This window comes from Pseudomonas sp. VS40 (assembly GCF_018587885.1).
GTDB lineage: Bacteria > Pseudomonadota > Gammaproteobacteria > Pseudomonadales > Pseudomonadaceae > Aquipseudomonas > Aquipseudomonas pergaminensis.
The window spans coordinates 244,727-267,023 of the sequence record NZ_JAGYWD010000005.1 but is presented as its reverse complement, the minus strand read 5'-3'; the positions used below and the strand labels follow the sequence as shown (position 1 = coordinate 267,023).

General features: G+C 62.5%; 18 protein-coding genes. 6 read left to right on the top strand and 12 right to left on the bottom strand.

Annotated elements, in window-relative coordinates; all coding sequences use genetic code 11:
- Positions 1-6: 6 nt before the first annotated feature.
- Positions 7-1,185 (top strand): acyl-CoA dehydrogenase family protein, encoded by a 1,179-nt coding sequence (locus tag KHP07_RS16870; RefSeq protein ID WP_214497565.1) that lies wholly within the window; start codon positions 7-9, stop codon positions 1,183-1,185.
- Positions 1,182-2,126, top strand: coding sequence for a D-isomer specific 2-hydroxyacid dehydrogenase family protein (locus KHP07_RS16865; protein ID WP_214497564.1), 945 nt, complete (start codon positions 1,182-1,184; stop codon positions 2,124-2,126). The genes KHP07_RS16870 and KHP07_RS16865 overlap by 4 nt, the downstream gene beginning before the upstream one ends.
- A gap of 141 nt (positions 2,127-2,267) precedes the next feature.
- Here the strand turns inward: KHP07_RS16865 and KHP07_RS16860 are convergent, their stop codons facing one another.
- The 5 genes from KHP07_RS16860 to KHP07_RS16840 all read right to left on the bottom strand — a co-directional run bounded on the left by KHP07_RS16860 (position 2,268) and on the right by KHP07_RS16840 (position 8,754).
- Positions 2,268-3,035, bottom strand: coding sequence for an energy transducer TonB (locus KHP07_RS16860; protein WP_214497563.1), 768 nt, complete (start codon positions 3,033-3,035; stop codon positions 2,268-2,270).
- Entirely contained in the window at positions 3,032-3,478 is a 447-nt protein-coding gene (gene tolR, locus KHP07_RS16855) for a protein TolR (protein WP_214497562.1), read from the bottom strand. The genes KHP07_RS16860 and tolR overlap by 4 nt, the downstream gene beginning before the upstream one ends.
- Positions 3,479-3,493: 15 nt before the next feature.
- On the bottom strand, positions 3,494-4,186 hold the full coding sequence (gene tolQ / locus KHP07_RS16850) for a protein TolQ (protein ID WP_214497561.1): 693 nt from the start codon (positions 4,184-4,186) through the stop codon (positions 3,494-3,496).
- 46 nt (positions 4,187-4,232) lie between these two features.
- Entirely contained in the window at positions 4,233-6,098 is a 1,866-nt protein-coding gene (locus KHP07_RS16845) for a phytase (RefSeq protein ID WP_214497560.1), read from the bottom strand.
- A gap of 142 nt (positions 6,099-6,240) precedes the next feature.
- Entirely contained in the window at positions 6,241-8,754 is a 2,514-nt protein-coding gene (locus KHP07_RS16840; RefSeq protein WP_214497559.1) for a TonB-dependent receptor, read from the bottom strand.
- 389 nt (positions 8,755-9,143) lie between these two features.
- On the opposite strand from KHP07_RS16840, the gene KHP07_RS16835 reads away from it, so the two are divergent.
- Together KHP07_RS16835 and KHP07_RS16830 are read left to right on the top strand one after the other, a co-directional pair.
- Positions 9,144-10,058, top strand: coding sequence for a GGDEF domain-containing protein (locus KHP07_RS16835; RefSeq protein WP_078047989.1), 915 nt, complete (start codon positions 9,144-9,146; stop codon positions 10,056-10,058).
- A gap of 1 nt (position 10,059) precedes the next feature.
- A complete protein-coding gene (locus tag KHP07_RS16830) occupies positions 10,060-11,097 on the top strand; it encodes an AraC family transcriptional regulator (protein ID WP_099493818.1) in 1,038 nt (345 codons plus the stop codon).
- On the opposite strand, the gene KHP07_RS16825 is transcribed toward KHP07_RS16830, so the two are convergent.
- The 5 genes from KHP07_RS16825 to KHP07_RS16805 all read right to left on the bottom strand — a co-directional run bounded on the left by KHP07_RS16825 (position 11,084) and on the right by KHP07_RS16805 (position 16,538).
- Positions 11,084-11,965 carry a LysR family transcriptional regulator gene (locus KHP07_RS16825; RefSeq protein ID WP_214497558.1) on the bottom strand — a complete coding sequence of 294 codons (882 nt, stop codon included), beginning with the start codon at positions 11,963-11,965 and terminating at the stop codon, positions 11,084-11,086. The genes KHP07_RS16830 and KHP07_RS16825 overlap by 14 nt on opposite strands.
- Positions 11,966-12,146: 181 nt before the next feature.
- Positions 12,147-12,764, bottom strand: coding sequence for an isochorismate family cysteine hydrolase YcaC (ycaC, locus tag KHP07_RS16820; RefSeq protein WP_078047986.1), 618 nt, complete (start codon positions 12,762-12,764; stop codon positions 12,147-12,149).
- A gap of 23 nt (positions 12,765-12,787) precedes the next feature.
- The gene (locus KHP07_RS16815) at positions 12,788-14,626 is read right to left on the bottom strand and encodes an amidohydrolase (protein WP_214497557.1); all 1,839 of its coding nucleotides are present in this window, start codon (positions 14,624-14,626) and stop codon (positions 12,788-12,790) included.
- The gene (locus tag KHP07_RS16810; RefSeq protein WP_078047984.1) at positions 14,623-15,213 is read right to left on the bottom strand and encodes an antibiotic biosynthesis monooxygenase; all 591 of its coding nucleotides are present in this window, start codon (positions 15,211-15,213) and stop codon (positions 14,623-14,625) included. The genes KHP07_RS16815 and KHP07_RS16810 overlap by 4 nt, the downstream gene beginning before the upstream one ends.
- An 854-nt stretch (positions 15,214-16,067) precedes the next feature.
- Complete coding sequence (locus KHP07_RS16805) at positions 16,068-16,538, bottom strand: Lrp/AsnC family transcriptional regulator (RefSeq protein WP_078047982.1); 471 nt, start codon at positions 16,536-16,538, stop codon at positions 16,068-16,070.
- 123 nt (positions 16,539-16,661) lie between these two features.
- Here KHP07_RS16805 and KHP07_RS16800 point away from each other — a divergent pair, with 123 nt between their 5' ends.
- Together KHP07_RS16800 and KHP07_RS16795 are read left to right on the top strand one after the other, a co-directional pair.
- Complete coding sequence (locus KHP07_RS16800) at positions 16,662-17,897, top strand: methionine gamma-lyase (protein ID WP_214497556.1); 1,236 nt, start codon at positions 16,662-16,664, stop codon at positions 17,895-17,897.
- Between the two features lie 156 nt (positions 17,898-18,053).
- Entirely contained in the window at positions 18,054-18,725 is a 672-nt protein-coding gene (locus KHP07_RS16795; protein ID WP_099492504.1) for a response regulator transcription factor, read from the top strand.
- Positions 18,726-18,857: 132 nt separating this feature from the next.
- On the opposite strand, the gene KHP07_RS16790 is transcribed toward KHP07_RS16795, so the two are convergent.
- Both KHP07_RS16790 and macA read right to left on the bottom strand, forming a co-directional pair.
- Positions 18,858-20,816 (bottom strand): MacB family efflux pump subunit, encoded by a 1,959-nt coding sequence (locus tag KHP07_RS16790; RefSeq protein ID WP_214497555.1) that lies wholly within the window; start codon positions 20,814-20,816, stop codon positions 18,858-18,860.
- A 3-nt stretch (positions 20,817-20,819) separates the two neighbouring features.
- A complete protein-coding gene (gene macA, locus KHP07_RS16785) occupies positions 20,820-21,971 on the bottom strand; it encodes a macrolide transporter subunit MacA (protein ID WP_078047979.1) in 1,152 nt (383 codons plus the stop codon).
- Between the last annotated feature and the right edge of the window lie 326 nt (positions 21,972-22,297).

The following is a 22,297-nucleotide window of genomic DNA, read 5'->3' as shown; positions in this document are numbered from 1 at the left end:
ACAACCATGAGCCAATCCTCACAACCTTCCTTGCGCTCCGTGGAAGTCGCCAACTTTGAAGCCCTGCTTGAACGCCTCAGCGCCGAGCTGGCCAGCACCGCGCACCGCTATGACGAGAGCGGCGCCTTCCCCCACGCCAACTTCAAATTGCTGCACGAACACGGCCTGGTCGCCCTCACCGTGCCCAAAGCCTTGGGCGGCGGCGGTGCCAGCCTGCCCCAGGCGCGCAAGGCGATCAGTGCGATCGCCAAGGGCGAGCCGTCCACCGCACTGATCCTGGTGATGCAATACCTGCAACACACGCGCCTGCAAGACAGCAAGACCTGGCCGGCGCACTTGCGCACGCGAGTGGCCGAAGACGCGGTGCGCAACGGCGGGTTGATCAACGCGCTGCGCGTGGAGCCCGACCTGGGCACCCCGGCCCGTGGCGGGCTGCCGGCGACAATCGCCGTGCGTACCGCCGAAGGCTGGCGCATCAGCGGGCGCAAGATCTACTCCACCGGCAGCCACGGCCTGAGCTGGTTCAGCGTGTGGGGCCGCAGTGATGACGCCGACCCGTTGGTCGGTGCCTGGCTGGTCCCAAAAGACAGCCCCGGCGTGACCATCATCGACACCTGGGACCACCTGGGCATGCGCGCCACCTGCAGCCATGAGGTGGTGCTCGACAACGTGCTGGTGCCACTCGACCACGCCGTCAGCGTCAGCCCGTGGAGCGCGCCGTCGCCGGAGCTGGATGGCGAGGGCTTCCTGTGGATGTCGGTGTTGCTGTCCTCGGTGTATGACGCCGTGGCCCAGGCGGCGCGGGACTGGCTGGTGAACTGGCTGGAAGAGCGCAAGCCGTCCAACCTCGGCGCAGCGCTGTCGACGCTGCCGCGCTTTCAGGAAACCGTCGGCCATATCGACACCCTGCTGTTTGCCAACCGCAGCCTGCTCGATGCCGCCGCCGAAGGCCACACCCCGGCGGCCAATGCCGCGCAACTCAAGTACCTGGTGACCCACAACGCCATCCGCGCCGTGGAGCTGGCCATCGAGGCCTCGGGTAACCCGGGCCTGTCGCGCCACAGCCCATTGCAACGGCATTACCGCGACGTGCTGTGCAGTCGCGTGCATACCCCGCAGAACGACGCTGTGCTGCAAGGCGTCGGCAAGACGGTCTTCGCCCAACGCCAGAAGGAACGCCCATGAGTCAGGTGATTATTGCCAGCCAGCTGGACGAAGATTACAACGACGTGCTCCGCCAGCGCCTGGCCTCCAGCCACCCCGCCGCCCAAGTGATCGGCGTGCCCGCGGGCGTGCCCAGCGACCTGCCGCCCCAGGCGAATATCCTGTTGCTGCGCCCGATCAACGTACGTGGCTACAGCGCCCCGGACACGCCGCCACCGGGCTGGCCCTACGGCGCGCAGTGGGTGCACCTGGTGTCGTCGGGCATCGATTTCTATCCTCAATGGCTGTTCAACGGCCCGCCGGTGACCACCTCCCGTGGCAGTGCCGCCGACAACCTGGCCGAATTTGCCTTGGCCGCGATCTTTGCCGCCGCCAAGCATTTGCCAGACATCTGGGTCAAGGATTCGCAGTGGAATTTCACCGCGTTGCGCCCGCTGAAGGGCACCACATTGGGCATCCTGGGGTTTGGTGCGATAGGCGAACGTCTCGCGCAAAAAGCCCTGGCCCTGGGGATCAAGGTCGTCGCGTTGCGCCAAAGTCAGGTGCCGTTCAGCGCGGGCGTGGACGCCGCCAAGGACATCCACGACCTGTTCGCCCGCGCCGATCACCTGGTGGTGGCGGCACCGCTGACCGAGTCCACGCGGCAGCTCATCAACCGTGACGTGCTGGGCAGCGCCAAGCCGGGGCTGCACTTGATCAATATTGCGCGGGGTGGGTTGCTGGATCAGGAGGCGCTGCTGGAAGCGCTGGACAATGGGCGGATAGGGCTGGCATCGCTGGATGTAACCGAGCCGGAGCCGTTGCCGGACGGGCATCCGCTGTATACCCATCCAAGGGTCAGGTTATCGCCGCATACGTCGGCGATTTCGACAAATAGCCGGAATGAGATTGCGGATACGTTTTTGGCGAACCTGGAGCGCTACGTGGCGGGTCAAGCGCTGAATAACTTAGCTTACGTCTAACGCAAATCAAAATGCGGGAGCGGGCTTGCTCGCGAATGCGGTGGTTCAGTCAAAGGTGTATCGACTGACACTCTGTATTCGCGAGCAAGTCGAATCGTCGCACCGCCGCTCCCACATGGGACCTGTGTTGACTGGGAGAAATCATTTGATGCGGTAGTGGAAAGTATTGCGCACGGCCGGCACCGGCACGGGTTTTCCATCGACGATCCTCGGCTGGTAGCGGAAGGTATTCGCCGCCGCCAGTGAAGGCCGCATGAACAGTGGATGGCAGCCGTCCAGCACCTTGGGGTTTTCTACACGCCCTTGGGTGTTGACGGTGTACTCCACTGAACAATCGCCTTCGATGTTTTTGTCCAGGGCACGCTCCGGATAGTCCGGCGCCTCTTTGCTCAAGGGTTGGTACTGACGGCTGTCGAAGGCCGGCGCGGCGGTCGGTGCTACAGGGCGCGTACGTTCAGCGGCGAGGCGCTCCTGGGCCAGACGCTGCTGCTCCAGCTCGCGGTTGCGCTGTTCAGCGGCCAGGCGCTCCTGTTGCTGCTCCAGCTTCTTTTCCTCGACCCGCTTGCGCGCCAATGCGGCTTTTTCCAGCTTTTGTGCCTGGATCTTTGGATCGATCACCGGTTTCGCCGGCACGGGAGCGACCACAGGCTCCGGCGCAGGCGCTGCGACGGCCGCCGGCTCAGGCTCAGGCACGGGAGCGGGCGTCGGCGGCACCATCACCAACTGGGTATGCATCACCCTCGGCGTTTCCACCTGCGGCTTATCTGTCGACCCACCCAGCATCAACACCGCCAGCACGCCTACATGCAGCGCCACCGCGAGGCTGGCCGCCACGCTGTTTCTCCAGAACCCGGAAGGCTCCCCAGGCCCCACTGCGAGCAGCGGACTGTGCATGATCATCGCCGTCATTGCGGGGCCTCGGTCACCAACCCCAGGTTGCTCACGCCACCCTTTTGCAGCACCGCCATGGCTGCCACGACCCGGCCGTAGCCAGCGCTGTCGTCGGCGCGGATATACACCTGGGTGTCGCTGCGCGTCGCCACCACCTGCATAACCTTGACGCCCATTTCATCCAGGGTCACGGCGCTGTCGGTCTGGTGCGTGGTATCGAGTTCGCCGCCGAGGTTCCAGTAGTAGCCGCCGTCAGCCTTCACCGACAGCGTGAGGATCTGCTGGCGCGTGTCGGTGGCCAGCGCCTCGGCGGCGACCTTGGGCAGCTCGATTTTTACGCCTTGGGTCAGCATCGGCGCGGTGACCATGAAGATCACCAGCAGCACCAGCATCACGTCGATGTAGGGCACCACGTTCATCTCGGCCTTGGGTCCGTGCTTGCGTTGCGGCCTGGTCAACATCGGTTTGCTCCTTGTTCAGGCGGCCACGGCCAGGTTGATCGGCGTGCCGCGCAAGGTGCGGTGCAGGCGCACTTGCAGTTCGTTGCCGAAGGCGTAGTAGCGGGTGAGCAAGGTTTGTCCGCGTGCGGCGAAGCGGTTGTAGGCGATCACTGCCGGGATCGCGGCAAACAGGCCGATGGCCGTGGCGATCAAAGCTTCGGCGATGCCCGGCGCCACGGTGGACAGCGTGGCCTGCTGTACCTGGGACAGGCCGATAAAGGAATTCATGATCCCCCACACAGTGCCGAACAGGCCGATGTAGGGACTCACCGACCCCACGGTCGCAAGGAATTGCAGGCCTTTTTCCAGCTCGACTTCCTGCTCGGTGATCGCCACCTGCAACGCACGCTCCACGCCCTCCAGCACGGCCGGATCATGGCCGTGCAGGTGCTGGTATTCCTGCACGCCGGCGATGAAGATCGGTGCAATCCCGCCCTCGCCGGCCTGCACGGTGTCGCGGTACAGCGGCTGCAAGTCGGGCGCCGCACGAAAGCGCTGCACAAAGCCGTTCAACTGCCGCTCCAGGCGCCGCAGCACACTGCCGCGCTGGATGATCAGGTACCAACTGAGCAAGGACGCCAGCAGCAACGTGACCATTACCGCCTTGACCAACAGACTGGCGTCGCTGATCAAACCCCAGATCGTCATATGTTCCATCGTCGCGTGCATGGTTAAGCTCCTATTCGATTAAAAAGTGATGACCGGGTGATGACGCCTACGGCAATTTCAACGTGCGGGTCACCTCGGCCCAGGGCACGAACTTGAAATTCTGGGTCTGCTCGGGCATGCGCTTGCGCCCGTCCTGCACCACCAGCATGCCTTGGCTCCAGGGCCCGCCCAGGTTGATGGCGGTGACTTCCAGGCCATCGGTTTCCGAAGCCCCATCGATACCGGCGGCGGCATTCAGGCCGACGCGGAAGGCACCGTGGGTGGCAAAGGGTGGCTCGGCATCCACGACCAGGTAGCTGTCATTGCCCTGGCTGGAGATCACCAGGTAGTCGCGTTTTTCGCTCTGGTACAACGCCAGGCCCTCGACATCCGCATGCAACTGCGGGCCGACCTTGATCACGCTGGTGAGCGTGGCCGGTTGGTCGGCGCGCGCATCCACCGCCCAGACGCCGACGTCTTCTTCGCCAATGAACAGGCGCTGACGCTGGTCATCGGCCACGCAGCCCTCGGGTTGGCTGTCGACCTTGAACTGACGTACCAGCTCGCCCTGCACACGGCCGTCCGGTGCGCTCAGGCGGTATTGCAGGAAGGTGCCGTCCTTGCCATTGGCGATCGCGTAGATCTCGCCGCTGGCGGGTTGGAACAGGCAGATACCGTAGATGTCCTTGAGCGGCGTCGGCACTTCACCGGCCTCGCGCAGCTCACCGCTCTGACGGTCGATGCTGAACAGGCTCAGGCTGTTGTGATCGCGGTTGCTCGCCACAGCCAGGTCGACGGTGGTTGCGCCGAGCTTGAAGTTGGGGCGTACGTCGACGTTGTTGAGGCGGCCGACCGCCAGTTCCTGCAACAGCTTGCCGTCGAGGTCATAGGCCAGCAGGCCCTGCTTCTTGTTGGTCCCGAGCACGCGGCTTTTTTCTGGCTGCGTGGGGTGAATCCAGATCGCCGGGTCATCCGCCGCATCGCCCTGGCGGCCGACCGGGTCGGTCTGGCGCAGCGCAGCGACTTCCGGCACTACCGGCTCGGCGGCCACAGGCGTTGCCTTCCAGTCAAGTTTGCCCTGGTAGAGCCTGCCGGTGTCGTCATCCCGCACCAGCACGTGCTGGCCGCTGACGCTCAGTTGCTCTGGTTCTTTCAAGCCCGGCAGCGTCAGGCTGCCCTGTTCAACCCAGCGCTCGCCGGTTTGCTGAAACAGATGCAGTTGAGCCTTCTTAGGATCCAGCGTCACCACCCCGCCCGGCACCAGCGCCATGGCGCCAGCCTCGCGCTTGGGGTTGTCGAACAGCGCCACCGGGGTGCGTTTCACGTCCGCCTCAGGGTGTGCCGGGTAGGCCCACCAGCCGACGTTTTCTTCATTGACTACCAACTGCTGGGTCGCGTCATCCACCTGGCAGAACTGCGCCGACGGCGGCAGCGGCAAGCCGCGTACACGTTGAGGGTCGCGCAGCAAGGTCGCGCCGTTACCCACCAGCCATTGCTCGCCCTTGCCCTCTTCGCCCACCAGGAACACAAACAGGTTTGATGCCCCGTCGCGATACAGGCACAGGCCGTTCACCGGGTAGTCGCGGGTGGGCAAGTACAGGGGCTGGCCAAAGGTCTTGGTGGACGCATCGAGGCTGATCAGCAGCGCCTGTTGGCGGTCGTTGTCGAGGCTGGCCACGAGCGTCTGGGCACCGGCAGCACGGGTATCGAGGCTGCTGAAGTTGCCTTTGAAGCGGGCCAGTTCCGCGCCTGTATTGTCGAGCAGTTGCAGGCCGTCGCGGGTACTGGCGGCCAGGCGCTGGGTGCCGCCAGGTAGGAAGGCCACCGCTTCGGCATTCAGGTTTGGCGCCCAAGGGACCAGCGCCAGGTCGGCGGCCATGGCTTGAGCACAGGTTGCTAGAGCGAGCAGCAAATACAACTTGGAAATTCTCATGAACAAACAAATCCTTCAAAAACGATGGAGATCTACTGTGGGAGCTGGCTTGCCTGCGACGGCATCGACGGGGTCGCCCTGAAACAACGAGGTGTCTGCATCGCAGGCAAGCCAGCTCCCACATTCAAATCGGCGTTGGTGCTTAGAAATGGGTGAAGGTCAGGCCCAGCTTGTAGGTGGGGCCGTACTCTTCGTACTGGCCGTTGTAGCTGCGGTGGCCGGTGTAGACGAAGTACGACTCATCGGTGAGGTTCTGCGCTTCGAAGCTGACTTGCAGGTTCTTGGTCAGCGAGTAGCGCGCGCTGAAGTCGACGAAGGTCTGCGCGTCGACGTGCAGGTCGTGGGCTTTGTCGTTGATCGAGGCCAACTCGTAGAGATAGGCCGATTTGTAGTTGGCCGACAGGCGCAGGCTGAGCTTGTCGTCTTCCCAGCCCAGCATCAGGTTGCCGACGGTGTCGGACTGGTTGGGCAGGCTGATAGTGCGCTTGCGGTTGGTCCCGCTGGTGCCGTCGAAGCCTTCGATATCGGCGCTGGAGCGGCTGAAGGTGGTGTTGGCACCGATCAACAGGCCGTTCCACGGTGCAGGCAGCCAGTCGAACTTCTGTGAGTAGGCCAGTTCCAGGCCGTAGAGCTTGGCGCTGTCGCCGTTGGCGTAGGTATGCGCCTCGGCGAAATTGGTCCAGGCGCCAGTGCCCGCCAGGTCGGTGTTGTAGACGAAGTTCTTGATGTCCTTGTAGAACACGAACGCCGAGACGGTGCCGGCGCGGCCCATGAAGTGCTCGATGCCCAGGTCCAGGTTGCTCGACTCCAGGGGCTTGAGGTCCGGGTTGCCGAAGGTGGCCTCGTCATCGTCGATCACGAAACCCGGTGCCAATTGGCCAAAGGTCGGGCGCACCACGGACTTGGTCCAGGCCGCGCGCACCTGGGTGTTCTTGTCGATCTGGTAGCGCGCATGCAGGCCCGGGAGCCAGTGGTGATAGCGGCGCTTGGTGTCGGTCGGCGTGAACACGCCATCGGTGGCGCCAGTGCCCTTGGCTTCAAACTCGGTGCCTTCGTAACGCAGGCCGGCGATAAAGCGCCAGTCATCGATATCGATGGTGTTCATCAGGTAGCCGGCGTTGATGTCTTCACGAATGGTGAAATCGTTGACCCGGGATTCGGTCTCGTCATAGAAGTCCGCCGGGTTGAGGCTGCCGATCAACTGCTTGATGGCGCTGGGGCTGATACCGGGGCCGTAGTTGCCGAGGCGATAGTCGACGCTGCCCTTCTGGAATTGGGTGAGGTTGAGCTGGTCGTCGCTGAAGCCAAGGGTGTCGAAGTCTTTGTAGACCCAGGCTTCCAGGTCGTTGTCCTTATTGCGGCGGCTGACCTTGCCGCCGAACTTCACTTGGGAGGCATAGCCGCTCAGGTCGTAGTCGCGGGCCAGGTCCAGGCGCAGGTTTTTCTCGGTGTCCTGGGTGTTCTGTTTTTCCCAGTCAACTTTGTCGAGGGTGAAATTGCGCGCGTCGTAGAAGCCGCTGCCGATGATCGGGCGTGGCTTGTTTTTGTCATAAAAGCCGCTGTTGGCAAAGTCGCCACCGTCGAAGGTCGCGCCGGCGATGTGCGCCGGGCTGTCTTCGCTGGATTGGCTGTAGCCGGCCTGGCCGCTCAGGGTCCACAGGCCGAGCATGCGTTCGCCACCGAACACGTAGGATTGGATCTCCTGGGTTTCTTCACGGTTTTTCAGCTTGCGCTTGGCTTCGGCATCGCCCAGCTCGCCGGCGGCCAGTGGGTCGGCAAATTCGAGGCTGGCGGCGTTGCGGGTTTCGGTGTCTTTGTAGCGGCTGTAGAGGGTGCGCAGGTAGTAGCTGCTGAGGTCATCCGGCTTGTAGTCGAAGTTCAGGCCGCCGCCGGCACGTTCGCGGCTGATGTCGTAGTCGCGCTGTTCGAATTCGTTGAGCTTGGCGCCGTCGGTGAAGTCCCAGGCGCCACCGGTCTCGACGTTGTCCGAGCCGAAGTCACGCTTCTGCCAGCTCAGCGCCGCCGCCACGCCGAAGTTGTCGATGCCATCGCCGAGGCTGAAACGGTTACTGGCAGCGCCGGAGAATTTCGGGCTGGTCTGGCGGGTGTTCTTGTCGTAGCTGGCTTCGGTGCTGCCGGTGTAGAACAGCCCCTTGTGGTCGAAGGCCGACAGGCTTTGCACATCGACCGTGCCGCCGAGGGAGTTGGCGTCCATGTCCGGGGTGAGGGTCTTGATCACGGAGAGCGACTGCACCAGCTCCGAGGGCAGCACATCCAGCGCCACGGCGCGCCGCGCGCTCTCCGGGGCCGGCACCAGGGTGCCGTTGATGGTCACGCTGTTGAGGTCCGGCCCCAGGCCGCGCACGCTGACGAAGCGCCCTTCCCCCTGGTCGCGCTCCACGCTGATGCCCGGCAGACGCTGCACCGCTTCGGCGACGTTTTCATCCGGCAACTGGGCGACACCGTCGGCATGCACCACGCTCTTGATGCTGTCGGACGACCGCTGCTCCTTCAACGCCTGGTCGATGGCCGCGGCCTGGCCGACCACTTCGACGTGCTCGGTATTGGCCACTTCAGCCGCGTTGAGTCGCTCGCTGGCAATCGCCAGGGCCAAGGCAGTAAGCGTGAAGCTGACGAGCCCGGTGCGCTTGTACATGCAATCCTCCCCAAGAATCCATTGGCGCCAGGCAAGAGGCCCGGCAACTGGGAGGGCACGCTAGGGGTGGGGGATGACGGTTCTGTGACAGGGGTTGGCGCAAAGCCACGTAAACCGCGGTTTTTAGTTTGTTCCGGCAAGCAAATGAGCTGAAATGACCTCGATCAAAATGTGGGAGCGGGCTTGCTCGCGAATGCGGTATTGCAGCTAGCACATGTGTGGCTGATCCACCGTATTCGCGAGCAAGCCCGCTCCCACATTTGTTTTGTGTTTGGCAGGAGATTGTGTGTATGGCATGAGCTGATTCGACCCCTCCCCACCGTCACGCAACCGTCACATCCATCTGCTGTGCTGGCGCCCATCGCTTATTTGCCCAAGGACTCGCGGCCATGTTTTCCGTGCTCAAGCCACATCGCTGGAAACTCTCCCTGTTGCTGATCGCCGCCAACCTCGGGCTGATCCTGCACCTGGCCTGCGGCGAGTTGAAAAGCGTCAGCGAATGGGTGTGGCTGGACATCTTCGGCGAAGGCGGCTCTGCCCTGCTCGCCCTGGTCTGGCTGGGCCTGGTGCTGAAAAGCCGCCCCGCCGGGCGCGTCACCAACTACCTGGCGCTGGGCCTGTCGTGCATCTTTTTCTCCTGGTGGATCGATAGCCTCGACGAGTTCATCCGCCTGCCCGACAGCATCACCTGGGACCACTGGCTGGAGTCGGGGCCGATGCCGGTGGGCATGATCCTGCTGACCATCGGTATCTACCACTGGCACCGCGAACAACTGGCGATCAGCGCGCAGATGGAAAAACGCGAGCGGTCGTTCCGCGAGCATCGGCTGTTCGACAAACTCACGCCCCTGGCCGGCGCCGACTACCTCAAGCGCCAGTTGGCCGACAGCCTGCAAGACAGCCACGACCAGCAGCAACCGCTGTCGCTGCTGGCCCTGGACCTGGACAACTTCGCGGCCATCAACCAGGCCTACGGGCATGCCGAGGGCGACGCGGTGTTGCAGGCCCTCAGCCATTTGCTGCTGCTCAACCTGCGCCGCCAGGACCTGCTGTGTCGCCTGGCCGGTGACCGTTTTGTGGTGCTGTTGCCCAACACCGGCGAGCGCCAGGCCAAGGAACTCGCACTGGAGTTGCAACAGGCGGTACGCGGCCTGGCGCACAAAACCCGGCTGCACGGTGAGCGCCTGCAACTGGCGGCGACCACTGCCGTGGTCATGGCCCTGAACGAGCCACCCCACGACTTGCTCAAGCGCCTCAACCTGGCCCTGGCCAGGGCCAAGCAACCCTTGGCGAAAAGTGCCTGACATGTCGGTTAAAACAAGCTGGTACGAAGCCGACAGCCGCTTCATTCCCGGGCACTACCAGCCCGCCACGCTGATCGATCTGGCCTTGTCCCGGGACATCGACAGCCATCGCCTGCTGCGTGGCACCGGGTTGTTTCATGAAGACATCCTCGCCGGCACTGCGCGGTTGAGCCCGCAGCAGTTTTTCGGGTTGATCGGCAACAGCCGCAAGTGGCTCGATGCCGATGACAGCAGCTTCCTGTTCGGCCAGCGGCTGTTGCCAGGCTATTACGGCGCGGCCAGCCATGCCCTGGGCCATGCGCAGAACCTGCACCAGGCCTTGGAGATCCTGATCCAGCAACAGGTGCTGCTCAGCCCGTTGGTCACCCTGCAACTGGAGCTGGATGAGCACCACGCCTACCTGTACTGGCTGGACAGTTGCGGCGCCGGCGAGCACTGGCGCTTCTTGCTGGAAGCCAGCATGACCTCGCTGGTTGCCATGAGCCAATGGCTGAGCGGCGAACGCCTGCCGTGGGTGTGCAGTTTCAGCCACGCCGAACCGCGGTATGTCGAGCAGTATTGGGTGCACTTGGGCGAAGGCACCCGTTTCGATCGACCGCTGGACATGATGAGCCTCCCGCGTGAATACCTGACGCGTACCTGGCCAGGCGCCTCGGCCACCGCCGGCCAGGTCGCGCGCCAGCAGGCCCGCGAGCAGATCGACCAACTGGGTTTCGCTGGCAGCTTTCTCGACTGCCTCTATGACTACCTGCGCGAGCAGGTGCGCCAACCCCCAAGCCTGGAACAGGCCGCGCACGCATTCGCCATGAGCCCGGCGACGCTCAAGCGCAAGTTGCACAAGCACGACACCGGGTTCCAACAACAGGTGGACCGTGTGCGCAAGCAGGTGGCGCTGCACCTGTACCAGGTCAAGGGCTACAGCAATGATGAGGTGGCGGCTTACCTGAACTTCAACGATGCGGCGAACTTTCGACGCTCGTTCAAACGCTGGACCGGCAGCACCCCCAACCTGATCCGCCAGCTGTTCAACAGCCGCTAGCCAGGCGTTCGCGCAGGAACTCCACCAGCGCCTGCACCGGCCGCGAGCTTTGCCGGTGTTGCGGGTACACCGCCGAGAGCGTCAGGGCCTCGGGGGCGAATTCGTCGAGGACGGTAACCAGGCGGCCTTCCTTCAGCGCTTCGCCGACGATAAAGGTCGGCAGGTAGGTCACGCCCAGGCCGGCGATGGCGGTGTCGCGCAGCAGGTCGCCGTTGTTCACACGCATGCGTCCGCTGACGTTCAGCGCCTGCAACTTACCCTTGAAGCGCCATTGCACCTGGCGGCCATGGCCGTAGGGCAGGCAATCGTGCGCGGCAAGGTCATCAGGTTTTTGCGGCGTACCGCGCAGGGCCAGGTAATCGGGGCTGGCGCAGTACACCCGGGGAATGCTGGCGATACGGCGGGCAATCAGGGTGGAATCTTCCAGGGTGCCGATGCGCAGCACCAGGTCATAACCTTCGCCGATCAGGTCCACGGGGCGGTCGCTCAAATCGACCTCCACCGCCACCTGGGGATGGCGCTGCAAGAACAGCGGCAACAGGCAACCCAGGTGAGCCATGGCAAACGACAACGGCGCACTCAGGCGAATGGTGCCACGGGGTTCGCTGTTCTGCCCGGCGATGCCCTGCTCCACTTGCTCGACTTCACTGAGCAGGCGCAAGGCGGATTCGTAGTAACTCTGACCGAGAGGCGTGACATCCAGACGGCGCGTGGAACGGTTGAGCAGGCGCACGCCCAGGCGCTCTTCCAGTTGGATCAGGCGGCGGCTGACGAACTGCTTGGACAGGCCCAGCTGTTCAGCGGCGGCGGTGAAGCTGCCGGATTCCATGACCTGGCAGAACAGGCGCATGTCTTCGAAGGGGTTCATTGTCGCTTCTCGGTGGACATTTGCGGTTTTTATAACGGGTATGTCGCTACACCACAAATCAAATGTGGGAGCTGGCTTGCCTGCGATGGCGGTGTGTCAGCCAACATTGCTGTCAACTGACACACCGCCATCGCGGGCAAGCCCGGCTCCCACAGGGTGCAGCGGTGTTCTGTGGCGCAGCTTACTTGGCGGTGAAGGCCGAGTAGCTGTTCATCAGGTTGCGGTAGTTGGGGATGCGTGGCGACAGCAGGTTGGCCAGGCCTTCCATGTCGTTGCGCCAGTCCACTTGCAGCTCGCAGGCCACGGAGAACCAGTTCACCAGTTGGGCACCGGCCGCTGTCATGCGCGCCCAGGCGGCCTGTTGCACGGTTTCGTTGAAGGTGCCGGAGGCGTCGGTGACCACGAACACTTCGAAGCCTTCATCGAGGGCGCACAGGGTCGGGAACGCAACGCACACATCCGTCACCACGCCGGCAATGATGATCTGCTTGCGGCCGGTGGCCTTGACCGCCTTGACGAAATCCTCGTTGTCCCAGGCGTTGATCTGGCCAGGACGCGGGATGTATGGGGCGTCCGGGAACAGTTCTTTCAGCTCGGGCACCAGTGGGCCGTTAGGGCCGCTTTCAAAACTGGTGGTGAGGATGGTCGGCAGGTTGAAGAACTTGGCGACGTCAGCCAGGGCCAACACGTTGTTCTTGAATTCGTTCGGGGAGAAGTCCTGGACCAGCGAAATCAGGCCGGTCTGGTGATCGACCAACAGGACAACGGCGTCATCTTTGTTCAAGCGCGAGTAAGGCATGGGGTAACTCCTTTGGGGTTTGATTAGAAGGCAAAGCACGAGCAGCCAAACGCACCCCAGAAACCCTGGAAGTCGCTGACTGGCACGCTGGAAAGACGCGCCTTTTCATGGCTGTGGGAATGCACGCCGCAGGGGCCGCTGCATTGGTGAACCTGAGCCTGCAACGGCGAGCTTGGGCGCCAGTGCCCTGGCACCTTGACCACTGGCGACCAGTCCGGCAGCACCGGAACGCGGGGAGGCGCGTAATCTTCGAAATCGCCGGCACCGTAGACCACCTTGCCGCCGACCACAGTCAGTACCGATTCAATCCACTTGATCGCTTCTTCATCGACGCTGAAGAAGTCCGCCGACAGGGCCGCCACGTCCGCCAACTGCCCGACCTTGATCTGGCCTTTTTTGCCCTGTTCGGATGAGAACCAGGCGCTGCCATGGGTAAACAATTCCAGCGCGGTAAGGCGCGGCAAGCCTTCGGCATGCAGCTCCAGGCCGCCGACGGTACGGCCACTGACCATCCAGTACAGCGAAGTCCATGGGTTGTAGCTGGACACGCGGGTCGCATCGGTGCCCGCCCCGACCGGCACGCCTTCGGCAAGCATGCGCTTGATCGGCGGCGTGGCCTCGGCGGCCTTGGCGCCGTAACGCTCGACGAAGTATTCGCCCTGGAACGCCATGCGGTCCTGGATCGCGATACCACCGCCGAGGGCGCGTACACGCTCGATGTTTTTCGGGGTGATGGTTTCGGCGTGGTCGAAGAACCACGGCAGGCCATTGAACGGAATGTCGCGGTTGACCTTCTCGAACACGTCGAGCATGCGCGAGATCGACTCGTCATACGTGGCGTGCAGGCGGAACGGCCAACGCTGCTCCACCAGGTGGCGCACCACCGGCTCCAGTTCCTGCTCCATGGTCAGCGGCAGGTCCGGGCGCGGCTCGAGGAAGTCCTCGAAGTCCGCCGCCGAGAACACCAGCATCTCGCCGGCGCCGTTGTGGCGCAGGTAGTCATCGCCCTGGTGCAGGGTGACGGTGCCAGTCCAGTTCTTGAAATCGCTGAGTTCTTCCTTGGGCTTCTGGGTGAACAGGTTGTAGGCGATGCGCACCGTCAACTGTTCGTCCTTGGCCAGTTGCTCGATCACCGCGTAGTCATCGGGGTAGTTCTGGAAACCGCCGCCGGCGTCGATGGCGCTGGTGAGCCCCAGGCGATTGAGTTCGCGCATGAACTGGCGGGTCGAGTTGACCTGGTATTCCAGCGGCAGTTTCGGGCCCTTGGCCAGGGTCGAATACAGGATCATCGCATTCGGGCGCGCCACCAGCATGCCAGTGGGGTTGCCGTTGCTGTCGCGCACGATCTCGCCGCCCGGCGGGTTCGGCGTGTCCTTGGTGTAGCCGGCCACGCGCAGGGCGGCACGGTTGAGCAAGGCGCGGTCGTACAGGTGCAATACGAACACTGGCGTATCGGGCGCGGCCTGGTTCAACTCTTCCAGGGTCGGCATGCGTTTTTCGGCGAACTGGAATTCGTTCCAGCCACCCACCACGCGTACCCATTGCGGGGTGGGCGTGCGGTCGGCCTGGTCCTTGAGCATGCGCAGGGCATCGGCCAGGGACGGCACACCTTCCCAACGCAGTTCGAGGTTGTAGTTCAACCCACCACGGATCAGGTGCAGGTGGGAGTCATTGAGGCCGGGGATGACGGTGCGGCCCTTGAGGTCGATGACCTGGGTGCCACTGCCACGCAGGGCCATGGCTTCACCGTCGGTGCCCACGGCGACAAAGCGCCCCTCGCGGATCGCGACAGCGGTGGCACGCGGGTTTTCACGGTCCACGGTGTGGAACTGGCCATTGAACAAAATCAGATCGGCGTTCATAGGGTTTCCTTTACAGAGGCTTCAAGCCAGGGAGCGAACAGGCGGGTGGCCGCCGGCATCAACAGGTAGACCACCAGTAGGACGATGGTCAGGGTCACCAGGAACGTGGCGACCACGTAGTTGGAGAGAAACGGGTGCAGGCGCAGCACCGGGCCCCACACGATGGGCACCAGCAGGGTCAGCGGCAAGATCACGCACAGGGTGACGACCGCCTGCTTCCAGCGCGGTGGCTTGGCGGCGTTTGGGGTTTCGGGGTTGAACCAGAATTCGTTGACCGCGCCGATTTCGGTGTTGTCGCCCTCGGCGAGCATCGGGGTGGCTTCGGCAATCAGGGTTTTGCGCTCGGGGGAGTCGAGCCAGGTTTCCAGGTCATCGGTGGAGCGGTAGCGCAACACACAGGTGAACAGCGCCAGGTTGCCTTGTTTGCCGCGCACTACGTCGACACCGAGGTGGCCAGGGCGCGCGCCGGCGATGCGTACGATGCGGCGCAGCCAGGCTTCGTAGTCGGCCTCCAGGCCGGGTTTGATGAGGTGCTTGACCACCAGGGTGACGACTTCGTCGGGGCCGGGTTTTGTTGCTGGGTCCATGGGGTGTCCCTCTGCCTTGAAGATTCAGCGATGAGGGAGTTTGCGGGGGGATGGGGTGGGGAAAATTGGATGTACGTGCTGTATCGGGGGGGCGTGTTTTGTTGAGTACATATCCGTTATTTGGGTAACGGCGGCTTATGGTTCCGCCCTTACGGCGGGTCACTTTGGAAAAGCCCCAAAGTAACCAAAGGGCTCTTGCCCCAACACTCGGCACCTCGCCTAGGCTCGGTGTGCCCGTAATCCGACAGTGATTTGGGGGGTAAACCGGCATCCCTGCCGGTTTACCCCCCAAATCCCTGCCGAATTCCGGCCAGCGTGTTTAACGGGGCGCCTAAGATCAAAATCAAAAGCAAAAGCACAGCGGCCTGACAGCCGGCTTGAGTGGTGTGGAGCAAAGGCAGAAGCAAACGCGATCCACTGTAGGAGCCGGCTTGCCGGCGATGGTCTTCAACGATGACGCGGGGAACCAGACAAAACGCGGCGTTCTCACGTTTTTCGCCGGCAAGCCGGCTCCTACAGTAGACCGCGTATCCACGATGCGAAGCGAGTCGCTCTTGATCTTGATCTGAGGCGCCCCGTCAAACACGCTGGCCGAACGCAGGCTTGAATCCGTGGGTAACCCGGCAGGACGCCGGGTTAGCCGCCCCGCGCCATGGATGGCGCGTGGCGGCGGCCCACGGATTCAAGCCGGAGTGAGGGCACACCGAGCCTAAGCGAGGTGCCGAGTGTTGGGGCGAGGACCTTTTGGTTACTTTTGGGTCCTTCCAAAAGTGACCCGCTGTAAGAGCGGAACCATAGGTAGCCGTTACCGAAGCAACGGATATGTACACAACACAACACAACACACCCCCCCATCACCCCGGCAACGGAATCACCCTCAAAGCCCTCACCGACTTATAAGAAAAACTCGAATAAATCTCCTTAACGCAAGGCAACGTCTGCAACACCTCCCGCGCAAACTCCCCAAACGACTCCAAATCCCTAGCCACCACTTCCAACAAAAAATCATACCGCCCCGACACGTTATGACACGCCACAATCTCCGGAATCTCCAACAACCGCCGCTCAAACGCCCGGGCAATTTCTTGGGTATGACTCTCCATCATGATGCTGACAAACGCCGTCACCCCATACCCCAACGCCTTGGGCGAGAGGATCGCCTGATACCCACTGATCACCCCACTCTCTTCCAGGTTGCGCACCCGCCGCCAACACGGCGAGGTGGTCAGGGAAACGCGGTCGGCCAACTCGGCCACGGTGAGCCGGGCATTGCCCTGCAACGCGTTTAAAAGTGCTTTATCGGTACGGTCGAGACTAACGGGCATAACGTGCCTCTGATTGTTATTTTTCGAGGTTTTTCATCCCAGGACGCGGGAATTAGCAGCAAACATTGCAAAGTTCATCTCTGGTTATGAGCATAGCATTGTAGGAAATAAGGAGCGTCCGACATGAACAATAAACACAACACATTCGGCTTTTCCACCCGCGCCATCCACCACGGCTACGACCCCAAGGACCACCACGGCGCGCTCGTGCCGCCGATCTACCTGTCTGCCACCTTCGCGTTCCCCACCGCCGAATACGGCGCCGCATGCTTTGCCGGCGAAGCCGACGGGCACTTCTACACACGGATCTCCAACCCGACGCTGGCGCTGCTGGAATCGCGCATGGCGACCCTGGAAAACGGTGAGGCCGCGGTGGCGTTCAGTTCCGGCATGGGCGCGATCGCCGCGACGTTCTGGACCCTGCTGCGCCCTGGCGATGAAATGATCGTCAGCCAGACGCTGTACGGGTGCACCTTCGCCCTGCTGCACCATGGCATCGGCGAATTCGGCATCAAGGTGCGGCATGTCGACCTCACGGACCTGGCGGCCCTGCAAGCCGCGCTCAGCCCCGCCACCCGCATGATTTATTGCGAGACCCCGGCCAACCCCACCCTGCAGCTGGTGGACATCGCCGCCGTGGCCGCCCTCGCCCACCAACAGCCGAATGTCACCGTGGTGGTCGACAACACCTACTGCACACCCTACCTGCAACGCCCACTGGACCTGGGTGCCGACGTGGTGGTGCATTCGGCCACCAAATACCTCAGCGGCCACGGCGACATCACGGCGGGCATCGCCGTGAGCAGCCAGGCCCTGGCCCAGCGGATTCGCCTGCAAGGCCTCAAGGACTTGACCGGCGCGGTGATGTCGCCCCAGGACGCCTCGCTGTTGATGCGTGGTCTCAAGACCCTGGCCCTGCGCATGGACCGCCATTGCAGCAATGCCCAGGCGGTGGCCGAAGCCTTGCAGGCGCACCCGGCCGTGGAGTGGGTGACGTACCCCGGGCTACGCTCGTTCCCTCAATACGAACTGGCGATGCGGCAAATGAAATTGCCTGGGGGGATGATCGCGTTTGAACTCAAAGGCGGAATCGACACCGGCCGGCGCTTCATGAATGCCCTCAAGCTGTTCACCCGCGCCGTCAGCCTGGGCGATGCCGAGTCACTCGCCCAGCACCCGGCGAGCATGACCCATTCCACCTACACCCCGGAGCAACGGGCGGCACACGGCATCAGCGAAGGGTTGGTGCGCTTGTCGGTGGGCCTGGAAGATATCGCCGACCTGCTGGCGGATGTGCAGCAGGCGCTGGCCAAGTGCAGCCGTACCCTGACGTGTCCTTCTAAGCTTGTGAGCTTTTAATCTGATTTTTTCGGATTGGATCCCCTTCCCGCCGCCAGGCTGTACTAGCATAGGTTCCGGCGGGAAGGACTATTACGCTAGGTTATTCGCATTGGCTTGCACTTTTAATCCCCGCCGCTATGAAGCCGAATACCTGCACGCCTCATGGACGAATTGATGAACGCACAGTTGTTCCCTCATATTGGCAAGGTCATCGCCAGCACCGGCAGCCGCCATTTTCCACGCATGCTGCATGACCTCATCCTCACTCAACTGGCCGTGGATGCCACCCATATCACGCAATTGCAGATCAGCGCCGACGGGCACACTCGTCGCAAGATCAGCCCGATCTATACCGACTCGGTCGCGACCCTCGACGAAGAACAACCCGCAGCAGAACTGCACCTCACCCGGCGCCGGGATGATGTGCGCTATGTGCTGTCGGTGTACCGCACACACCAGTCCGAAAGTTTTTCGCCGCAGGAACGCAGCATGCTGCAGGACTTCTCCACCTTGCTGTTGCCCATGGTCGAAAAGCACATCGCCGCGATCCAACCGTGCCGTCAGGACAGCGACGCGGTGGTGCCGGAAAACCAGGGCCTCGAAACCCTGCGCAGGCGCATCGAAGAACGGTTGGTACAGTCGGGGCTGACCCTGTCCAACCGTGAGCTTGAGGTGTGCGTGGGCCTGCTCGCCGGGCGGACCGCGCCGGAGTTGGCGGAGCAGTTGGCGTTGAAGGTCAACACCATCGAGAGCTACCTGAAGCGCGCGTCGATCAAACTGGGGATCAGCGGGCGGCATTCGTTGTTGCGATGGATGTATGCCACTGAGGACAACACAGGCTTTTAAGACATACCTGTTCAAAATGTGGGAGCGGGCTTGCTCGCGAATGCAGTGTGTCAGTCAACGGATTCATTGGCTGAACTACCGCATTCGCGAGCAAGCCCGCTCCCACATTTAATCTCTATTGGCTGACAAACCTCAATCTCTGGCAAGCGCCTCGATCGGGTCCAGCCGCGCCGCATTCCTGGCCGGCACAAAGCCAAACACAATGCCGATCAACGTCGAACAGGCAAACGCCGTGATGATCGAGCCCAGGGAAAACACCATTTCCCATTCCTTCACGAACAACGAAAACAGAAAGCCCAGGGCATAGGACAGCGAGATCCCGATCAGCCCGCCGATCAGGCACACCATCACCGCTTCCACCAGGAACTGCTGGCGAATGTCCGACTGGCGCGCGCCGACCGCCATGCGAATGCCGATCTCGCGGGTACGCTCGGTGACAGACACCAACATGATATTCATCACCCCGATACCGCCCACCAGCAGCGAAATCACGGCGATCAACGACAGCAACAGCGCTAGGGAGCGGCTGGTTTTCTGCACGGTCTGCATGATGCTGTCGAGGTTGTTGGTGAAGAAGTCCTTGGTACCGTGGCGTTGCAGCATCAGCTTGTTGACGTTGTCTTCCACCACCTTGCTCGGCTGGCCGTCCTTGATGCGCACAGTGATGCTGTCCAGGTGGCGCTGCCCAAGCAAACGCCCCGCCGCCGTCTCATAGGGCACCCATACGTTCAACGCCTTGCTGGCGGCGAACATATTCTTGTTGTCGGCGGTCACCCCGATCACCGTGCACGGCAGGTTGCCCACCAGGATCACCTGGCCCAGCGGGTCGACGTTTGGGCCGAACAAGCGGTGCCGGGTGTTGTGGTCGATCACCACCACCTGGGCCTGGCGTCGTGCGTCGCTTTCGCTGAAGGCGATACCGGCTTCGAGCTTGAGCCCCTTGACCTTGAAATAGCGCTCGCTCACGCCATTGACCTGGGCGTCCAGGTCGATATTGCCAAAACGCAGCAACAGGTTGCGGCCCACCACCGGCGTGGCGCTGTCGACGTAATACAACTGGTTTAACGCGTCCACATCCGACGGCATCAACGTCTCGATGGCCGAAGCACGGCTGTCGCCAAAACTGGTGCCGGAAAAGATATCGATGGTGTTGCTGCCGATCGCCTGGATGTCCTTGAGCACATAGCGCTTGGCGCCTTCACCGATGGCCGAGATCGACACCACCGAGGTGATACCGATGACGATACCGAGCATGGTCAGCAACGTGCGCATGCGATGGGACACCAGCGCAACCCAGGCCATTTTGAAGGCCTCCTTGAACAACCCCAGGCTTGCCACCAGGCGCCGGGCGCCACTGCGCTTGGGCTCTATCGGGGTTTCGCTGGGCAGTTCCAGGCCGACACTGTCGTTGGCCTTGTCGCTGACAATCTCGCCATCACTGACCTCGACAATGCGCTGGGCATTCGCCGCGACCTTGGGGTCGTGGGTGACAATAATCACCGTGTGCCCGGCCGCGTGCAGCTCGGCGAGGATGCGCATTACCTCCTTGCCGCTGTGGGTGTCGAGGGCGCCGGTAGGTTCGTCGGCGAGGATCACTTCGCCGCCGTTCATCAACGCGCGGGCGATACTCACCCGTTGCTGCTGCCCCCCCGAGAGCTGGCTGGGACGGTGGGTGGTGTGCCCCGCCAGACCCAGGCGCGCAAGCAACTCCCGCGCCCGGCTGTGACGCGCGGTTTCCGGTGTGCCGGCATAAATCGCCGGCATTTCCACGTTGTGCAAGGCGCTCAAGTGCGCCAGCAAATGGTAGCGCTGGAAGATGAACCCGAAGTAATCGCGGCGCAGTTCCGCCAACTGCTCATCACCCAATGAACGGGTTTCGATGCCGTTGATTTTATAGCTGCCGGCGCTGGCATAATCCAGGCCGCCGAGAATGTTCATCAGGGTCGATTTACCGGACCCCGAGGCGCCAATGATCGCGACCATTTCCCCGGCATGAATTGTCAGGTCGATGCCCTTGAGCGCGATGAATTCACGCTCGCCGGCCATGAAGCTACGGGTGATGCCCTTGAGTTCCAACAGTGGCTGGGTCATGCGTCAATTCCCCGCCACGGCTGGCGTGGCGTCGCCGATCACCACCTTGTCGCCTTCGGCCAGGCCGTCGAGGATCTGCACCTTGACGTTGTTGTTGATCCCGGTCTTCACCGCCCGCGACACCGCCTTGCCCTTGGCATCCAGCACCCGCAGCGAGTAGCTGCCGTCGTTGTTGCGTGCACCCAGCGCCGCCACTGGCACCATCAACGCAGCCTGGGCCGTGTCGAGCACGATACGCACCTGGGCGGTCATGGCGATGCGCAGGCGGTGATCGGGGTTGGGCACATCGAACAGCGCGTTGTAGAACACCGCCGTGTTCTGCTTGGGCGTGCCGGCGGTCTGGGTTTCGAGAAAGTTTTGCGGTGCCGGTTCGGTGCCGCGCAGCTTGGCGTAGTAGCGTTTGTCGGCCTCGCCGAGGATGGTGAAGTAGACCTGCTGGCCGGGGCTGATATGAATCACATCGGCCTCGGAGACCTGGGCCTTGACGGTCATGGTGTCCAGGTCCGCCAGCTTGAGCAGCACGGGCGCCAGTTGATTGGCGATCACGGTCTGGCCTTCCTGGGTGACGATGCCTACCACATCGCCGTCGATGGGCGCGACGATGCGGGTGTAGGCCAGGTTGACCTTGGCGGTGTCGATCTGGATATGGGCGCTTTTGATCTGGGCGTCCAGGGACAAGAGGTTGGCTTGTTGCACTTGGAAGGTGGACTCGGCGTCTTCGAAATCCTGGCGCGACACTGATTCGTCATCCTGCAGGCCCTTGTAGCGTTCGTACACTGACTTGGCTTGCTTGAGTTGGGCCGCTGTGGCGCGGCGTTGAGCCTGGAGGTTTTCTTCGTCGACCTGGGCTTTGCGCAGGGTGTTTTGCAGGATCAGCGGGTCGATTTCGGCGAGCCATTGGCCCTTCTTGACCTTGTCACCGACCTTGACCTTGAGGGATTTCAATTGGCCGGAGACTTGGGCGCCCACGTCGACCTGTTTGATGCCTTCGAGCAGGCCTGTGGCGAGGACGGCGTTTTCGATGTCACCGCGTTCGGCGGTGGCGGTCAGGTATTGGGGGGCGTCGGCGGGAGCTTGGACCGTGTAGATGATCAGGCCTATGGCGACTGTGATTGCCGTGAGCATTCCTAGTTTGCGTAACTTTGACGTTTCCATGGGTGACCTTTGATCGTGTACATATCCGTTATTTGGGTAACGGCCGCTTATGGTTCCGCCCTTACGGCGGCTCACTTTTGAAAAGCCCAAAAGTAAGCAAAAGGCTCTTGCCCCAACACCCGGCACCTCGCTTAGGCTCGGTGTGCCCGTAATCCGACAGTGATTTGGGGGGCGCCTAAGATCAAAATCAAAAACAGAGCCAGAGCCGTTTGATATCTGCCTGATTTAGGAGATCTAAATTGTGGGAGCGGGCTTGCTCGCGAAAGCGGTGGATCAGTTAGAGATGTAATTGCTGACGCACCGCCTTCGCGAGCAAGCCCGCTCCC